The following is a 16983-nucleotide window of genomic DNA, read 5'->3' as shown; positions in this document are numbered from 1 at the left end:
CCTGCTGCTTGAGATGGCGCCCGGGGGCGAGAGCGCGTGGTCGCGATCACGTTCCCGTCAGGGAGACGACGCGGCCGCCGCCGAAGTGACAGAACGGACGTACGGGATCCCGCTCAGGATTCGGGGGTGGGGACGCCGGTCGCATGAGCGCGCTGGTTCCAGCGGCGCAGCTTCTCCGGATTGAGCACGGCCCAGACCTGTGCCGCCCGCCGGTCGACGACGTCGAGGCTGATGACCGCGGCCACGATGTGGTCGCACCTCACCACGAGTCCGGTACGGCTGTTCACGGACTGGGCGGTCAGCGTGGTGCGCGGGTGCGGGCCGAGCAGCGTCAGCAGGCTCCGCGCGACCTGCTCGCCGCCGTGCACCGACCGCAGCGTCGTGCGGACCTTGCCGCCGCCGTCGAAGACGGCCATGGCGTCGGGGGACAGCGCGGACGACAAGGAGGATGCGTCGCCCGCCGCGCAGGCCTCCCCGACGGCGCGGACGACCGCGTCGTGCTCCGGGGTGGGCGAGGGCGAGCGCGAAACACCGGAGCGCTGCGCCAGGAGCCGGCCTAGCGCGACGGCGGTGAGCTCGTGGTCGTACCCCGTCACCGGAAGGCCGGGCCCGGCGCCGCCCTCCCGGCCGGACGTGGCCGGAAGGCCCCTGCAGATGTCGCCGGCGGTCCCCGACAGCCAGGCACGGGGCGACTCGATCCGCGCACGCTCCGCGCCGGACAGCGCGTACCACCGGCGGTAGGTCTCGTCGATCACGCTCTCCGCGTCGCGCAGGCCGTCCGACATCCGGTGGGCGACATCGAGCAGATGCCGGCGCTCGTCGAGCAGCTCCGCGATCGGCACCGCGTCAGTGGCAACGTCCATGCGGCATCCTCCCTCTCGTACGAGACCACACAACGCGGCCGCACGCATCAACCTCGCCGAAGTTCGAGGGCGTGTGGGGGTGGTCCGCGCCGCGGGTGTCCTGTGTCCTTCCGGGGCTCGCCAGGGAGACGAGGCGGCCCTCGCGGATGTGACCCGCCCGGGCGTCCCGGACATCGCGGATCCGGTGCGGACCGGTCACGCATCACCCGGCGTCCACCGGCCGTCGCGCACCGCCGCTGTCACACCCCCGCGGCCGCCTCGTCTCCCTGGCGTGAACCTGAGCGCCGCCGAGCCGGGCCCACCGCCCGAGGAGGAGCGGGTGGACGGATTCCGAGGATTTCGCGGCCCACTGCGGGCCGCGCCTGCTGCGCACGGCCTGGATTGCCCACCGGCGACCGGCGCCTCTCCGGGGAACTGTTGCAGACCGCCCTCGCGAGGAGCTGGCCGAAGAGGCGGCACATCCGCGACGCCATGCGCGAGACGTACGTGCGGGCGGGGTTTACGTGGGGGAGGTCATGGCGCGGGTGCACGTGTGCCGGTGGAGGTGGCGTCGGCGTGGGGAGGTGCCGTACGCCCGAACGCCCCCGGGCGGCCCTGCCCGGCGACCGGTACCGGGCGGCGGACCAGGACGACGCGCTGCGCCGGGCCCTGCGCCGCCTGCCGCCGCGGCAGCGCGCCGTGGTCACGCCGCGGTACCTGGAGGGCCTCGGCGTCGAGGTGACGGCTCGCTGCTCAACTGCTCCGCGGGGGCGGTCAGGAGGCATACGGCCAAGGCCCTGCGTACCCTGACCGGCGCCCTTCCCGATGCCGGCCTGCCGCGCCGGTGACCCGGACGCCCGTCCCCGGGTGCGCCGGCCGGGTCAGGACGGGCGCGGCGCGCGGCGGTCCCGGCGGGCGGCGAGTTCCTCGTCGTCGACGAACGTGAGCATGGGCCTGCCCTGCTCGCAGAGCATCACCACGACGAAGCGCAGCCACTGGTCCGCCTGGTTGTTGCCGTCCTGGTAGTGGATGACGTCGCCGCCCGGCTCCCAGAACGACTCGCCGGCCCTGACGACCCGCTCCGGTTCGCCCTCCAGTTCGAAGAGCATCTCGCCCTCGATGACGTAACCGAACGCGGGACCTGTGTGCCGGTGCGGCGGGATGCCCGGATGCCCGGGCGGGTACTGCACGAGCAGGGTCATCGCCTGGGGGCGGTCGGGGAGGAAGGGCGGTTCCTGTTCCAGCAGCGTGGTGATGCACGACTGCCACGGGGCGGGCTCGGCGGCGGAGCGGGAGGGGCCCTGTTCCGGTTCGCTGGTGTCGTTGTCCGGCATGGTCACCGACCTCACATGGGAGAGACGCGCCGCGCACCTCGGCTGCTCGAAGCCCCTTCTCACGTTACTGCGCGGTCGGATGCGGCGCTCGGCGCGGGCCCGGGCCCCGTCCGCTACGCGGCGGCGACGAACCTGATGAGCAGCAGCGCGATGTCGTCCGTGCGCGGGGCCGTCCGGCGCGCGTGGTCGATCAGGTCCGTGGCGAGCCCGTCCATGGACTGGGGACCGGTGCGGCCGAGGCGGGCGGCGAGCCCGGCCATGGCGTCGTCGAGGTCGACACCCGGGGTCTCGACGAGTCCGTCGGTGTACAGGGCGAGGACGGTGCCCGGCTCCAGGGGGATCTCCGTGGTGGGGTAGTCCGCCTCGGGGTCGATGCCGAGCAGCAGCCCCGGAGGCACGCGGAGGACCTCCGCGTGCCCGTCCGGGCCGCACAGCACCGGTGGCGGATGGCCCGCGGTGGCCAGGAGGGCCCGGCGCTGCCGGAGATCGATCCGGGCGTACAGGCAGCTGACGAAACGCCCCGTGTCCAGGTCGACCATCTGCCGGTTGGCCTGCCGCAGCGCCTCCGCCGGTGCGGCCCCGGCGACGGCCTGGGAGCGGATGGCGGGCCTGATCCGGCCCATGAGCGCGGCCGCCCTGACATGGTGGCCCTGGACGTCTCCGATGACCGCGGCCGCGGTGGTGTCGTCGACCCGGACCAGGTCGTAGAAGTCGCCGCCGATGTCCATGCCCCGGACGCTGGGCAGGTAGCGGGCGGCGACGTCGAGTCCGGGGAGGTCCGGCAGCGAGTCGGGGAGCATCGCCGCCTGCAGGGCCTCCGCGAGTTCCTTGCTGGTGTCGTAGAGGCGGGCGCGTTCCAGCGCCTGGGCGATCAGCCCCGCGAGCGCGGTCAGCACGGTCCGCTGGTTGCCGGAGAAGTGGTGGGGCCGGTCGAAGGCCAGGACGCACAGGCCCACGGGCCGGCCCGAGGCGATCAGCGGGAGGTAGGCCCAGGCGTCCAGGCCCTCGCGGAAGGGGGCGCGCGGATAGGCTCCGAGCATCTCCTCGAAGGTGGCGAAGAAGGCCGGTACGCCCTCGGCGAGGGTCCCGAGCGCGGTCGCGGAGGTGAGCGGCGCCCCGGGGTACATCTCCGCGGGACAGGGGTTGTAGCCCCGGCAGCCGACGACCCTCAGGCCACCGTCGTCGGGAGAGAACAGGGCAAGGGCCAGGGTCCGGGCGCGAAAGGTCGGCAGCATCTCCTCCGCGACGAGGTCGACCACGTCGCCCACCCCGACGGCCTCCGAGAGCGCGGCGGCCAGATGCATCACCTGGTAGAGCTCCCCGAGGGCGATCGGCTCGCCCCGGGGCACCGTCGTCCCCGGGTGAACGGCCTTGAGCACACGGTCGCGACCGAGGGGGACGATGCGGACGCTCACCCCGGTGGAGTCGGGGTGGAGCTCGAACGCGAGCCAGCGGCCCGGCGGGACCCTCGCCGTGAAGGCCTCCGGCTTCCGGCTGACCACGGCGGCGCGGAAGCGGTCCTCGAAGGCCGGATCGGTCGACCACGACAGGGCCTGCCAGGGGCGCTTGCCGAGGAGGCCGGGGACCGTCCCGCCCAGCAGGTCGGCCGCGGACTCGCTGAGGTAGGTGATCCTGCCCTCGAGGTCGAGGGTGCCGCTGCCACCGGGCAGGCGTTCCGCGAACCGCGCCGCGGCCAGCGCCTGCGACGGTTCCCAGTCCGGGGCGGGCGGCTGGGACGCCGTCCGCGGGTGTGCCGCGGGGGTGATCGGGTGCCCCGCGTCCGCGGCGTCCCTCAGGAACCGGCCCAGACGGCGGCAGGCCGCGCCGACGCGCTCGTGGCTGGGTCCGGCGAGCTCGGCGTTGTCGCAGCAGGGCCAGAAGAGCAGAAGTGCTCCCCAGGGCGTGGAGTCGGCCAGGATCGGTGCCGCCGCCACGGCGAATTGGTACGGCATGGCGATCGCCGTGCCCGGGTAGCGACGGGCGAGTTCCTGGGGCTGGCTGAGCCACACGAGCCGTCTCTCGCGCACCGCGTCGGCCACCGGTACACGGTTGGACAGGCCCACCCCGAACCACGGCGCGAGGAAGGCCGCCGGCATGCCCGTGGCCACTTCGAGCCGCAGTGCCTCGTCCTCGGGCGCCAGCAGGAACAGCGCGCCCGCGTGGGCCCCCGTCTCACGCGCGGCGAGGTCCAACAGCCGGTCCAGTTCCGCCCGGGACGCCGGCCCGGCGGCATGCGACGGGGTGCTCGCACGCGCCCGGGCAGCGGCGTCGTCCGGTGATGCGCGCATGGCTCAACCGTACGTCCGGACCTGCCGGCCCCGCCCGGGAGCCGGCCGCGCGCTCAGCCGCCGACCCGGTACCGGCTGGTGATCGCGACGCGGTTGAAGGCGCTCATCAGTGTCGCCAGCCAGGCGACCGCCGAGACCTGGTCCGCGGAGAGCACGTCCGCCGCCGCTTCGTAGTCCGCGTCGCTCACGTGCCCGTCCGACACGCAGGCGATCGCCTCGGTCAGGCGTAGGGCGGCGCGGTCGGTGGCGGAGAAGTAGTCGGCCTCCTCCCATGCGGGCAGCACCGCGATGCGGTCGGGGTTCTCGCCCTTCTTGAGGGCGTCGCGCGTGTGCATCCGCAGGCAGAACGCGCAGCCGTTGATCTGGGACGTGCGGATCTTCAGCAGCTCGACCAGGCGCGGGTCCAGGCCCGCCTCGGCGGCGCTCTCCTCCACCGTCGAGGACAGCGCGAGAAGCGCCTTGTAACTGGCCGGGTGCTGCTTTCCGATGTTGACGCGCTGCTGCTCGGTCATGGATGTCTCCTCCTGGTGTCGAATGTGGGGTCAGCCTTGTCGAGGGGGCGCGGTCACGCACGGCGGTGTCGCTCCGGTGCGCGGATTCACACGTGCGCGATCTTCTCCGGGTTGAGGACCCTGCGGTACGCGGTGATCAGGCCGTCCTCGATCTCCACCGTGTCCACCGAGAAGACCCGGCCCTCGCGGCGGTGCACCAGGGCCGGCTCGCCACCTACCTCGACGAGGTCGATGCGGTCCGAACGCCACCGCAGCAGCACGCCCACCATCAGCCGGGCGACGCGCGCACCCCCGTGGACGACCTTGCGCGCGGTGGCGACGATGCCGCCGCCGTCGGTGACGTACACGGCCTCCGGATGGAGGCGCCGCACCAGCCCCGCCAGGTCCCCGGCCTCGTACGCGGCGCGGAACGCGGCGAGCAGCCGCTCCCGCTCCGCCCGGGACGCCTGCGGTGCGGACCGCCTCGCCCCGGCCACCTTCCGCCGCGCCCGCGACGCGAGCTGGCGGGCGGCCGGCCCCGAGGTGTCCAGCACGTCGGCGATCCGGCCGAACTCGATGCCGAAGACGTCGTGGAGGACGAAGGCCACCCGCTCCGGCGGGCTCAGTTCCTCCATGACCAGGAGCATCGCCGACCCGACGGACTCGTCGACGAGCACCGCCTCCGACGCGTCCGGTCCCGTCAGCAGCGGCGCGGGCAGCCAGGGACCCACATAGGTCTCCCTGCGGACGCGTGCGGACTTCAGGATGTCGTACGACCGCCGGGCGGCGACCGTGACCAGCCAGGCCCGGAGATCTCCTATGCCGCACAGATCCGCTCCGGCCGCCCGCAGCCACACGTCCTGGGCCACGTCCTCGGCATCGGCCACGCTCCCGAGCAGGCGGTACGCCACCCCGAAGACGGCGGGCCGGTGTGTCTCCCACTCGGCCTCGAGCACGTCGGGCTGCCTGGGCAATCGCGTGACACTCATGCTGACGTGGCCTCCTTCACCCGCACGCTCGGCGAAATCGAGATGTTTTTTATCCTGAATCAGGGTGCAGTTGTGTTCCGGGAGGGCAGCGCCGCCCCGGCCCGGGAAGAGGTGGTTCAGTCGCGCCCGAATCCGCCCCGCACGTACGAGCCCACCGCGGGGGCGTGCGCTTCGGCCTCGGCCCGCACATCGGCCAGGCTCTGTGCGGCCAGCGTCTTCCGCCAGGCCAGCTCGGCCCGCCCCATCGCGGTGTTCACCGCGCACGGGCGGCTGAAGCCGCCGGCCGGCACCCGCTCGCCGATGGTGCCGCAGCGGCGGATCTCCGCGCAGCGGAACAGGGGGTCGTCGCCCTCGACGGCGAGGACCACGTCCAGCATCGACACCGCCTCCAGTGGGCGGGCCAGCCGGAAGCCGCCCCGCGCACCCGGCACGGATTCCAGCAGCCCCGCCTTGACGAGTTGCTGGAGCTGCTTGTTCAGGTAGGACGCCGACAGATCATGGACGACGGCCAGCCGCGCGGTCGGAACCGGCTCGCCGTCCCCGAGCCACGCGAGGTTGAGCAGTGTGTGCACCGCCCACTCGACGCCCTTGCCTGTTCGCATATCTGGATAGTAAACGTCCGGATATAGGACGTCAAAGGCCGTGGCGCACGTCACACGAGCGGCGGGCGTAGGCCGGGACCGCGGCGGGCGGGACGCGCGGAAGCCGGTGCCGCCCGGTGTGGCGCGGCACCGGCTCCGGGCGTCACCTCAGGCCGAAGGCCCGGATGACGGTCTGCGCGACCGATCCCCCGGCGCGTGCCGTGGCGGTGGTGCGCAGCGACACGAACGCGGCCGAGGAAGGGGCGTGCAGGGTGGTGCGCCAGGTTCCCTGACGCTCCTTCAGGTCCTGACGGTGCCAGGACGCTCCGCCGTCGTAGGAGACCTCGAGCCGGACCGAGGACACCGCGTCCTTGGCGGACACGCCGAGCACCGAGGGCGTGATGGAGACCTCCCCGGCGCGGTGCGCCCTGCCCGAGGCGTCGAGGTCCGTGCCGTAGTCGAGCTGCACCAGCGGCACGGTCCCGGACTTCGCCGCGCCCGAGACGAAGTCCCACTGCGTCCGGGTCGTCGACGAGTACGGGCTCAGCGCCGGATCACCGGCCGTGTCGACGACGATCCGGTACGGCAGCGACTCGGCCGGCAGGTCGAAGGCGTTGACGTAGGCGCTGTCCGTCGTCAGCAAGGTGGTGCCGCCCTGGAGCAGCGAGGTCCGCGTGGTCATCGTCTCCGTTCCCGCGGAGCCCGCGTGCGGGGCTCCCGAGTCGCACCAGCCGGAGACGACCAGCGAGAGCGAGGTGTCGTCGCGCACCTGGGTGTCGCTGCCGGACATGCACGGCCGCAGGACCGGGCCGAGCCAGCGCTCCCGCTGGACACTGCCCTGCCGGTAGGACGTGGGGCTGTTCGTCGCGCCCACCCAGCCGGTGACCGAGGCGGTCTGCTGCCAGGTGGCGTCCTCCCCCGCGGTCACCCAGTCGGTGCGCCGCCCGGGGGCCATGGGCGCGAGGCCGAAGGAGTATCCCGTGGACCACTCGTACGCCGGGAAGTCCGTCCGGCGCTCCATGGCCTGCATGCCCTGCGGCTGGGCGAAGTCGACGTCGATGCGCGCCAGTCGGTCCGGGTCCGCGTGGTAGGTCACGTCCTTGGGCACGGCGCCCGCGTGGTACTTGACCAGGTCGTACAGATAGGACGGGGACGGGTGCGCCGTCGCCCGGAGCCGCACCCGGTGCTCGCGCGCCGCGGCGATCCGTGCGATCAGTGCCTCGCCCTCGTCCTTGCCCACCGAGACGACGGGCACGTCGACGGGGGCGCTGTAGTCCGGTTCCCCGTACCACTCGGTCAGTCGCCCGACCCCGTCGTTGACCACGAGCAGCAGCCTCGCTCCGGCCGCCTTCGCGGCCGATGCCTGCGCCGAGGGCGCGACCTCGGCGCTGTGGCGCACCACGGCGACCTTGCCGCGGACCGCCGTCTTCGCGAAGTCCTCGGGCGAACCGGCCCCGGCGAACACCGCGTCCAGGGTCGACGTGCCGTCGGGAAGGACGGCGCTGCCCTCCTGGGCGAGGGCGTCGTCGATCGCCGTGCCGTCGTAGGACAGGTCGAGCGGCGTCTGCTGGGCCCGCAGGCGGGTGGCGAACACGAAACTGCCGTGCCGCACCTTGGCCCCGGTCGGCTGCGCCCAGATGCTGTCGTAGCCCCGGCCGACGACCACGTTCTCCCGCATCGCGCCGTAGTCGTCCGGGCCGGGCTCGGCGGAGGTGAAGGAGCGGAAGAAGTCCAGTCTGGTGTTCACCAGCGTGCTGGGCTTCGGTGTGACGGCCCGTACCTGGTGCGCCTTCGAGGCGTCCAGGTCGACCCGCCGGTCCGTGGTCAGGTCCACCTCGGGGGCGCTCAGCAGGGCGATGCCCCGGGAGTCGGGACCGTGGGTGCCCTGGACGTCCGCGTACGACACCACCGTGTAGGTGTCGGCCGGCAGACGCAGGGTCAGCTCTCCGCTCGCGGGGATCTCGTACGCGGTGGTGGACCTGCTCAGGGCGCCCTTGAGGTGGATCCAGCCGCCCATGGGCCGGCCCGTGCGGTCCTTCATGCCGATGGCGAGGTCGTAGCGCTCCGGCTCGAGTCCGACGCCGGTGACCGTGTGCGCGACCGCCGCGCCGTCGGCGTCGCGGGCGACGACCTGGGCCGTGTGGTTGCCCCGCGCGAGGCCGGCCGGGTCGGTGGCGACCTCGACGGCGCTGCTGCCGTGGGCCGGTACGGTGACCTCGTCGGCGGAGAGCGTGAACACGCCGGCGTCGGAGGCGCCCGCCTCCACCGCGAGCCGCAACGTCACAGGCTCGTCACCGGAGTTGGTGTAGGTGACCTCCTGCCTGACGGGGCCGGTGCTCGCGTTCGGCCACGGGAGGAAGCGGAAGGCCGATCCGGTCGCGGTGACCCGGGCGCGGACCGCGGCCGCCACGTCGACGCGCCCCGAACCGCCCTGGTACGCGGTCAGGTACGGCGTCGGCCTGCTGGTGCTCATCAGGGCGTCCTTCAACCGGCCGGCCGGCCAGTCGGGATGCCTCTGCGCCAGCAGGACCGCGGCGCCGGTGACGTGCGGGGCCGCCATCGACGTCCCGCTCATCGTCGTGTAGGGACCTTCTCCCTGGCCGGCGTACTGCGACCGGGCGGCCAGGACGTCCACTCCGGGGGCGGTGAGGTCGGGCTTGAGGCCCTCGTCGCCGACGCGCGGTCCGACGCTGGAGAAGTTCGCGAGGTCGTCGGAGGCGCCGACCGCGCCCACGGTCAACGCGGCGTCCGCGACGGCCGGGGAACCGATGGTGTACGGCGTGGCCCCGCGGCCGCTGTTGCCGGCGGAGACGACGAACAGCGTGCCGGTCTCGGCGCTGAGGGCGTTCAGGCTTTGGCTCATCAGGTCCGTGCCGTCGCTGGGCTCGGAGCTGCCGAGGCTCATGTTGACGACCTTGGCGTGCTCGGTACGCGCGGCCCATTCCATGCCGCCGATGACCCAGGACTCCTGTCCCTCGCCGCGGTTGCCGAGCACCTTGCCGACCACCAGGTCGGCGCCGGGGGCCACGCCCTTCTCCCTGCCGTCCGACGCCGCGCCGGTGCCGGCGACGGTGGAGGCGACGTGGGTCCCGTGGCCGCTGCGGTCCGGCACGTCCTGGTCGGGAACGAAGCTGCGGGTGTCGACGATCCGGTCCTTGAGGTCCGGGTGGTCGGGGTCGACGCCGGTGTCGAGCACGGCGACCTTGACGCCGGCTCCGGTGTCGCCCGACTCCCAGACCTGCGGGGCCCCGATCTGCGCCGTGGTGTCGGCGAGCGCGGCCTTCGTCCTGCCGTCCAGCCAGATCTTGCCGATGCCGCCGGTGAACGGCGGGGCGGCGGCGGCCCGTCGGGACCCGGTGTCCTGCGCGGAGGTGCCGGTGCCGCCCGCGGTGAGCGCGGCCCAGGCGTCCGCCGCCTGCGACCGCTCGGCCGCGACCGCGGCACCGTCGACGGAGGGAAGCTCGCGCCGGGTCTCCGCACCGGGCAGGGCGGCGGCACCGCGGCGGAGGGCGGCGGAGTTCCCGCCGGTCATGATCAGGGGCAGCCGCGGGGCGCGCGCGTCGTCGTAGCCCTGCGCTATCAGCGCGGTGACGTTGAAGAGCCGCTTGTCGAGGCGGTCCGCGGCCACGTAGGCGAGTGCCGCGTCCGGGTAGACATAGGTGTCGCCCCCCTCGGTGACGATCCGCACCGAACCCGAGGCTCCGGGACGACGCTCGACGCTGATCGTGTCACGCCCGCCTCCGGTCCCCGGAGTGACGACGACCTTGTCCCCGGTGACGAGGGTCACCGTTCTCACCGAACCGCCCCCGGGGACCGCCGGCCCCTCCGGCGGTGCGGCGGACGCAGCCGCACCCGCCGACGCGGGACTCAGGAGCGTGATGAGTACGGCGGACGTGGTGCCCAGAGCCGCCAAGCCCGTTCTTCGAGCCGTGGAGAAGAACACTGTTCCTCCTTGCGATTTCCTGGGCGAATACGATCACATCCTTGAGATTTCGAAAAGATCTTGACAGATTCCAACAGATGGGCAGGACGAAAGAGTTGCGGCACCGCGCCGGGAGACGCATCCGGTGCCGGGACCGGGCGCGGACCGGTGCCCGGGGCGAGGCGCCGTCGGCCCGCCCCGGGCAACGGGCACCGGGGTCAGTCGCCGACGCGGGGCGGGGTGCGCGTGCCGTGCACCCGCTCGGCGTGAACGGCGTAGGCGTGCCGTGCGGCGCCCGTCAGCCCCGAGCGCTGCGGCTCGGGCAGTTCGGCGAGCAGCGCCTCGACGACCTCCGGGTCCGCCTCGTACATCGCCATCCCCAGGGCCAACGGCAAGGTCTCCTGCGGGGTCCTGGCCATCCCGTGCTCTCCGAGTTGCCGCCACTCGGCCGCCGTGACGTACCGCTCGGCGAGCGGGAGTATCTCCTTCTCCTCCAGCGCCAGATGCTCCAGGAGCGCGGGCAGCAGCCGGTCGAGGGCGTCCGCGAGCCGCCCGCCGTCGAGCGCGTCGGCTCGCCACCCCGGCAGCAGCCCGGTCACCTCGCCGTAGGCCTCCTCGATGGCGGCGTGCTGCTCCTCCATCGTGGGCACGACGGCCGTCGCCCGGTCGCCCGCGCGCTCCAGCAGCCGCGGCCAGAGCAGCAGGTCCTCGCACTCGTGGTGCAGGTGCAGGACGGAGCACACCTGCTCGGCGTGGGCACCGACCGTCTCCGCGCGCTCCACGTCGCCCGGCGCGACGTCGCGCACCAACCGGGGCAGGAGGCGGAACTCCCGGCGCAGCATGGTGTGTGCCATGTACATGTCCCGGACGTCCGCCATGGGCTCGTTCCCCGGAGTCACTTGATACCTCGCTTGCCGTGGGCCCCTTCGGGAACCACTGTCGGTGGGCCGCCGCCCCGGTCGGGACGGCGGCCAGGGATCGACCGGTCGGTCAGAGGGAGCCGCCGGGCTTGAGGGCCGCGGCGATGCGCGTCACGCGGCCGCCCAGGTAACGGGCGGCCTCGAGACGGCTGGGGTCCGGCAGGTCGGCCCCGTTGTTGGACGGGTGCGACGGGCCGTAGGGGTTGCCGCCGGCGGCGAAGAGCAGCGGGTCGGTGTAACCGGGGGCCGCGATCAGGCCGCCCCAGTGGTAGAAGGTGTTGTTCATCGCGAGGATCGTGCTCTCCTGGCCGCCGTGGGCGTTCGCCGCGGAGGTGAAGGAGGCGTAGACCTTGTCGGCGAGCTTGCCCTGCGCCCACAGGCCACCGGTCTGGTCCAGGAACTGCTTGAGCTGCGCGGCCGGCAGGCCGTAGCGGGTCGGGGAGCCGAACAGCACCGCGTCCGCCCAGTCGAGGTCGTCGAGCTCGGCCTGGGGGATCTCCTGCGAGGTGCGGTGGTTCTCGGCCCACACCGGGTTGCCGTTGATCGCGGCCTCGGGCGCGAGTTCCGCCACGCGGCGGAGCCGGACCTCGGCCCCCTCCTTCTGTGCGCCTTCGGCGATCGCCTGCGCCAGGCTGCGCACGGATCCGGTGGCCGAGTAATAGATGATGGCGACGCGTGTCACGTCTTCACTCCTTGCTGCGGGAATGCCGCTGCTCCCCTGGGCGCGGATCGGCGAAGGCGCCCTGGGGAGGCCGGCACGAGGTTCTGACCTCGTGCTCAGCACCGTAACGGAATGTGCGTACGCAAGCAACCATCCCTTTCGCGCCTATTCGGTCACGCTGCGCACTCCTGAGACGCGGCCCTCGCCTCCGGTCCGCGCGACGACCGTGCCATGTCCCCCGGTGTGCCGGTCCTCTTGTGTCCCCCGGCGCTCCGGGCCGGACCGGAACCGGCAGAACCGGCCGGAGGGTCACCGGCAGACGGCCGGCACACGCCGATCCCCACCGGGCATCACCGGGGACTCCGCGAGAACCCCGGTCAGGACAGTCAGGTCACCCGCATGACCCTCGAAGCTCCCCTGGACTCCGACGGGGAGCGCTCCTGGCGTGCCTGATGCGGGTCGTCGTCGCACTGCCGAAGGCGCTGGACGACGACCTCCTCAAGGCGACCGGACTGACGCTCTCCGAGTGCACGGTGCTGATGCGCCTGTCCGAAGCCGATGGCGGCGAGCTGCGCATCGGCGACCTCGCGTCGTCGACGGCACTGTCCCTCAGCCGCATCTCGCGCATGGTGAACTCGCCCCAGGCGCGCGGCCGGGTGGGGAAAAGGCGGCACGACCACGACGCCCGGGGGTGGGCGACGAGCCTGACGGACGAGGGCCTGCGCCGCCTGGAGTCGGCCTACCCGGCGCTGCTGCTGAGTGCCCGCCGTCGCGTCGTCGATCATGTCCACTGCGACGCGGCGGCCATGACGGTACATCAGATCCGGCGGATCGCGTCCGTGCTGGAGTGAGGCGGGCCCCGGCACGGCCCGGCCGCGCCGCGTGAAGCGGTGCGCGTCATTCGGTACGCGTCATTCGGTGCGCGTCATTCGGTGCGCGTCATTCGGTGCGCGGCGGACGGCGCAGCAGGAACACCCCCACGGCGGCCGACACCAGGATGACGTACATCGTGAAGGCCACCCCCGCGTCCCGCAGCCCGAGAGCGAGGGTGAGGGCTCCGACGCCGACCACCGGTACCGAGATGCCGACGTAGGCGACGACGAAGAAGGCCGAGATCGTCGCACCGCGGTGCTCGTCGGGGGCCACCGCGCTCACGCCGGTGAGGCCGGCGCGGAACGACATGCCCTGGCCGAGGCCGCCGACCAGGGCGCCCACGACCAGCACCGGCAGGGACTCCGCCACCAGCGAGACCGCGACCAGGGCCATGCCGGTCGTCAGCACCAGGCACCCGGCCGGCAGTGCGCGCCGGACACCCAGGCGCCCCATCAGCATCTGACCGGCGGTGGAGGCGCAGAACACGGAGAAGACGACGAGGCCGGTGACGGCCAGATTGTGCTCGCCCAGCGTCAGGGCGAGGAAGCTCGGCGCCACCGCGGTGAACAGGCCGAGCATGGAGAAGCCGGCGAACGCGGCCAGCCCGGCCGGCACGAAGGCCGCGCGTGTCTGCGGTGGGACGACCATGCCCTGCGGGCGAAGCGGCGGACGCGGGCTGCGGACCGCCACCGTCTCGGGCAGGGCACGCGTGACGGCGAACGCCGCCAGCAGCAGGGCGATGTGTGCCACGAAGGGCAGCCGGAGAGGCCACGGCGCGTACTGCGCCAGGATCCCCGACAGCAGGGGCCCGCACCCCAGGCCGCCCATGTTGGCGGCGGTGGCCGCGAGTCCCGCCCGCGCGCGCAGGCCGGGGGGCGCGAGTTCGAGTACGGCGGCCGTCCCGGCGCCGCTGAGCAGTCCGGCGGAGAAGCCCGACAGCAGGCGCCCCGCGAACAGCAGCGGCAGGCCGTTCTGGAACAGGAAGCACACCGCGCTCAGCAGCGACAGCCCCAGCGCGGTCAGCAGCACCGGGCGCCTGCCGAGGACGTCCGAGAAGTCGCCTGCGACCAGCAGGGCGGCGATCACTCCGATCGCGTAGACCGCGAAGACGACCGTGACGACCAGTTCGGAGAACCCGATCTCCTCCCGGTAGAGGCCGTAGAGCGGGGTCGGCAGGGTGGTCCCGGCCATACCGACCGCGAAGACGCCGGCCGCCGCGACGTACGCGCTCCGTGCACTGCGCTCCCCGGGCGCTTGCTTGATCACGCCTGCCACGTTAGCTGACGGACCGTCGGATCCGTCGCGACGAGCCCGCCCGGCGGGCCGTGGTCGCGGGAGGCGCAATCCTTGGCGGCGGGGACGGTGACGTGCGAAGCTGCCGGGCCATGAACCGAACCCCCGGCCCCCGTCTCGACGCACAGACCATCGACCGCGCGGCCGGGGTGCTGCTCGGCGCGGCCGTGGGCGACGCGCTGGGTGTGCCGTACGAGTTCAAGGCGACGCTGCGTGAGGACCAGCGGCCGGGCATGATCGGCGGCGGCCTGGGTCCGTACGAGCCGGGCGAGTACTCCGACGACACCCAGATGCAGGTCTGCGTCGCCCAGGTGGCGGCGACCGGGGCGGACCTGCGCGGCCCCGAGGCCCTGGACGCGATCGCCGCCGGCTTCCAACGCTGGCTGAGCGAAGGCGCCAGCGACGTCGGCAACCAGACCCGAACGGTTCTGGGCGCCGCCGGACGGCTGCCCGGAAGCCCCGCGGAAGCACTGCGGGAGGCCGCGCGCCGGTACGCCGCGGGGCACCGGCTCACCGCGGGGAACGGCTCGTTGATGCGGACCGGGATCGTGGCCCTCGCGCACCTCGGCGACCCCGCCGCGATGGCCGAGGCCGCCACCGCCGTCAGCGCGCTCACCCACCCCGACCCCGACTGCGCCGACGCCTGCGTCCTGTGGTGCTCCGGCATCCGCACCGCCGTACTGCACGGCACCTTCGACGGCGTGCACAACGGCCTGACCCTGCTCCCGCCCGAACGCCGCCAGACATGGGCCGACCGGCTGGACGAGGCACAAACCCACCCCCCGCACCACTTCGCCAACAACGGCTGGGTCGTCCACGCGCTCCAGGCCGCCTGGTCGGCCATCACCCACACCACCGTCCCCGAACTGAACCCCGCCCAAGGCCACTTCCCCGCCCAGCACCTGCGCCACGCCCTGGAAGCGGCCGTGCGGGCCGGCACGGACACCGACACCGTCGCGGCGATCACCGGCGCCCTGCTCGGCGCACGCTGGGGCTGCTCCGCCATCCCCCTGGACTGGCAGCAGGCCGTCCACGGCTGGCCGGCCCTGACCGCTCCGGACCTCGTCCGGCTGGCAGTGCTCACCGCCCGGAGCGGGAACGACGACAACACCGGCTGGCCCTCGGCACCCCGCCTGCCGGCCGCCGGCCACGCCGGCTTCGCCGTTCCCCACCCGCACGACCCCGGAGTGCTGCTGGGCGCCCCGGGCACCGAGCCGGTCCCGGTCGCGGCCGTGGTGTCGCTGTGCCTGCCGGGGACGCCGGCGGACCCGCCCGATGCCGGCGTGGAGCACATTCGGGTGTGGCTGCCGGGCGGTCCGGGAGGCGACGCCGGCCTCCCCTATGTGCTGGACCAGGCCGCCCGCCAGGTACTGCGGCTGCGCCGCGCCGGCAAGCCGGTCCTGCTCCACTCGGCCGCCGGGCCGACCGGGGCGTCCGCCGTCGCCGCCGTCTACGGCCATCTGATCGGCGGCGTGCCGGACGGGTCGCTCCCCGTACCGGGCCACCCCGAACTGCACGCCGCGGTCCGGCTGCTGACCTCGGCGCCCGCTCCTGACGCCCCGTACGACGCCGGTGCCCCCGCGACGCCCCTACCGGCGGCGCGCACCGCCGCCCCGCAGGAGGACGGCGCCGACGAGGACGGCGCCGAGGAGCAGCCGGAACTCGACAGGGAGCGCCCGCGGCTGCGCGAGGAGGCCCTGCCCCGGGTGCGCGGACTGCTGCTCGGTCTGGCTCTCGGCGACACGCTGGGCAGCGCCCGTGATGCGCTGCCGGACCGCGGCCCGCTGCCCGCCGGAGCCGGCACCCGGTCGGCCTGCCTGACGGTCGAGGGCATCATCCGCGCCGCTGGTGGCCTCCCGTCGGCCGTGCGGAACACCGACGGCAGCTGGGCGGCCCTCCGGGGGGACGAGGTCCCCGATCCGGACGCCCCGCGCACCCGGCGCCCCGTACCGGCCGAAGCGCGCGGCACCGAAGCGGCGCTTCTCGCCGCCGCCCTCCCCGTCGCCGTCACCGGAGCCGTTCACGGTCCGGCACAGGCGGCCGTCCGGGCACGGGAGATCGCCGCCCACCCCGCGGCGGCGCACGCGGCCGTGCTGCTCCACCACTGCCTGACCGGCGCCGTGGACGTCCAGGAACCCCTGTTCGCCGAGCAGTCGCAGGTGCACATCGCCGTGCGCGCCGGTCTGGACGCCCTCGGTGACAGCGGCGCCACCGGCCACCTGCACACCGCCTTCCGCCAGGCCGCCGACGACCCGGCCGACCCGCGACGGCTCGCGGCGCTCGCCCCGGACGCCACCGCGTTCTCGGCGCTGCGCGGCGCCCTCTACTGCGCCGCCTCCCTCCCGCACCGGCACCAGGTCGGCGAGGCACTGCGCCTCGCCGCCGCGGCGCCCGACGGCGCGTCCGTCGCCTGTGTCACCGGCGCCCTGCTCGGTGCCGCGCACGGCGCGCGGGCCCTGCCCGCCGGCCTGGCCGGACGCCACGAACTCGCCCCGGTCCTGGACGCCCTCGCCCACGACCTCGTCGCCGCGTACAGCTGAGCAGCCCCGCCCTTCACCGCCCGGTGCGGGCCCCGGTGCGAGACGGGCCGCGGCCCGGCAGCGCGGTGGGCCCCCACCGCGGATGCGGTCCGTAGCGGCGGCGCCAGTGGTCGGTGCCCTGCTCGATGCGAGACTGCTGCAGGATGTCGTGTGCTCGGCCTTCGGCCGCAGGGTCAGGTTTCGGCCACCCCTGGCGTCGGTGCAGGAGGTCCGCAGTTCGCAGGGGCCGCAGTGCCGTTCGGCGAAGCG

12 protein-coding genes are annotated in these 16983 nt (G+C 74.0%); 2 read left to right on the top strand and 10 right to left on the bottom strand.

The annotated features are described in order from the left end of the window. Nucleotides 1-113 precede the first annotated feature (113 nt). The 9 genes from PV342_RS37850 to wrbA all read right to left on the bottom strand — a co-directional run bounded on the left by PV342_RS37850 (nucleotide 114) and on the right by wrbA (nucleotide 12049). Entirely contained in the window at nucleotides 114-863 is a 750-nt protein-coding gene (locus PV342_RS37850) for a sigma-70 family RNA polymerase sigma factor family protein (RefSeq protein WP_500320683.1), read from the bottom strand. An 860-nt stretch (nucleotides 864-1723) separates the two neighbouring features. Continuing rightward, entirely contained in the window at nucleotides 1724-2176 is a 453-nt protein-coding gene (locus PV342_RS37845; protein ID WP_500320682.1) for a cupin domain-containing protein, read from the bottom strand. A 113-nt stretch (nucleotides 2177-2289) separates the two neighbouring features. Further along, a complete protein-coding gene (locus tag PV342_RS37840) occupies nucleotides 2290-4464 on the bottom strand; it encodes a SpoIIE family protein phosphatase (RefSeq protein WP_500320680.1) in 2175 nt (724 codons plus the stop codon). 53 nt (nucleotides 4465-4517) lie between these two features. Then, on the bottom strand, nucleotides 4518-4976 hold the full coding sequence (locus tag PV342_RS37835; protein WP_400809280.1) for a carboxymuconolactone decarboxylase family protein: 459 nt from the start codon (nucleotides 4974-4976) through the stop codon (nucleotides 4518-4520). 86 nt (nucleotides 4977-5062) lie between these two features. Next, nucleotides 5063-5944: an RNA polymerase sigma factor SigJ gene (gene sigJ, locus PV342_RS37830; RefSeq protein ID WP_400809278.1), complete on the bottom strand. Its 882-nt coding sequence runs from the start codon at nucleotides 5942-5944 to the stop codon at nucleotides 5063-5065. A 116-nt stretch (nucleotides 5945-6060) separates the two neighbouring features. Continuing rightward, nucleotides 6061-6546 carry an RrF2 family transcriptional regulator gene (locus PV342_RS37825; RefSeq protein ID WP_500320677.1) on the bottom strand — a complete coding sequence of 162 codons (486 nt, stop codon included), beginning with the start codon at nucleotides 6544-6546 and terminating at the stop codon, nucleotides 6061-6063. Between the two features lie 142 nt (nucleotides 6547-6688). Further along, the gene (locus tag PV342_RS37820) at nucleotides 6689-10312 is read right to left on the bottom strand and encodes a S8 family serine peptidase (RefSeq protein ID WP_500320675.1); all 3624 of its coding nucleotides are present in this window, start codon (nucleotides 10310-10312) and stop codon (nucleotides 6689-6691) included. 353 nt (nucleotides 10313-10665) lie between these two features. Next, a complete protein-coding gene (locus PV342_RS37815) occupies nucleotides 10666-11325 on the bottom strand; it encodes a hemerythrin domain-containing protein (RefSeq protein WP_500320673.1) in 660 nt (219 codons plus the stop codon). 112 nt (nucleotides 11326-11437) lie between these two features. Then, nucleotides 11438-12049, bottom strand: coding sequence for an NAD(P)H:quinone oxidoreductase (gene wrbA, locus PV342_RS37810; protein WP_500320671.1), 612 nt, complete (start codon nucleotides 12047-12049; stop codon nucleotides 11438-11440). 431 nt (nucleotides 12050-12480) lie between these two features. On the opposite strand from wrbA, the gene PV342_RS37805 reads away from it, so the two are divergent. Continuing rightward, nucleotides 12481-12879, top strand: a complete 399-nt coding sequence (locus PV342_RS37805; protein ID WP_500320669.1) for a MarR family winged helix-turn-helix transcriptional regulator — start codon at nucleotides 12481-12483, stop codon at nucleotides 12877-12879. An 88-nt stretch (nucleotides 12880-12967) separates the two neighbouring features. On the opposite strand, the gene PV342_RS37800 is transcribed toward PV342_RS37805, so the two are convergent. Further along, on the bottom strand, nucleotides 12968-14164 hold the full coding sequence (locus PV342_RS37800) for an MFS transporter (protein WP_500320710.1): 1197 nt from the start codon (nucleotides 14162-14164) through the stop codon (nucleotides 12968-12970). Nucleotides 14165-14286: 122 nt separating this feature from the next. Between PV342_RS37800 and PV342_RS37795 the strand changes: the two genes are divergently transcribed. Then, nucleotides 14287-16734, top strand: coding sequence for an ADP-ribosylglycohydrolase family protein (locus PV342_RS37795; protein WP_500320667.1), 2448 nt, complete (start codon nucleotides 14287-14289; stop codon nucleotides 16732-16734). Nucleotides 16735-16983: the final 249 nt, after the last annotated feature.

The organism is Streptomyces sp. PA03-3a, from assembly GCF_033792735.1.
GTDB lineage: Bacteria > Actinomycetota > Actinomycetes > Streptomycetales > Streptomycetaceae > Actinacidiphila.
This window is presented reverse-complemented; position numbering and strand designations above follow the sequence as displayed.

What these genes read in the sequence shown, in the direction of transcription:
- PV342_RS37845 (WP_500320682.1), bottom strand. Translation starts at nt 2,176, where the DNA reads ATGCCGGACAACGACACCAGCGAACCGGAACAGGGCCCCTCCCGCTCC.
- PV342_RS37805 (WP_500320669.1), top strand. Translation starts at nt 12,481, where the DNA reads ATGCGGGTCGTCGTCGCACTGCCGAAGGCGCTGGACGACGACCTCCTC.
- PV342_RS37840 (WP_500320680.1), bottom strand. Translation starts at nt 4,464, where the DNA reads ATGCGCGCATCACCGGACGACGCCGCTGCCCGGGCGCGTGCGAGCACC.
- PV342_RS37850 (WP_500320683.1), bottom strand. Translation starts at nt 863, where the DNA reads ATGGACGTTGCCACTGACGCGGTGCCGATCGCGGAGCTGCTCGACGAG.
- PV342_RS37815 (WP_500320673.1), bottom strand. Translation starts at nt 11,325, where the DNA reads ATGGCGGACGTCCGGGACATGTACATGGCACACACCATGCTGCGCCGG.
- PV342_RS37795 (WP_500320667.1), top strand. Translation starts at nt 14,287, where the DNA reads ATGAACCGAACCCCCGGCCCCCGTCTCGACGCACAGACCATCGACCGC.
- sigJ (WP_400809278.1), bottom strand. Translation starts at nt 5,944, where the DNA reads ATGAGTGTCACGCGATTGCCCAGGCAGCCCGACGTGCTCGAGGCCGAG.
- PV342_RS37825 (WP_500320677.1), bottom strand. Translation starts at nt 6,546, where the DNA reads ATGCGAACAGGCAAGGGCGTCGAGTGGGCGGTGCACACACTGCTCAAC.
- PV342_RS37835 (WP_400809280.1), bottom strand. Translation starts at nt 4,976, where the DNA reads ATGACCGAGCAGCAGCGCGTCAACATCGGAAAGCAGCACCCGGCCAGT.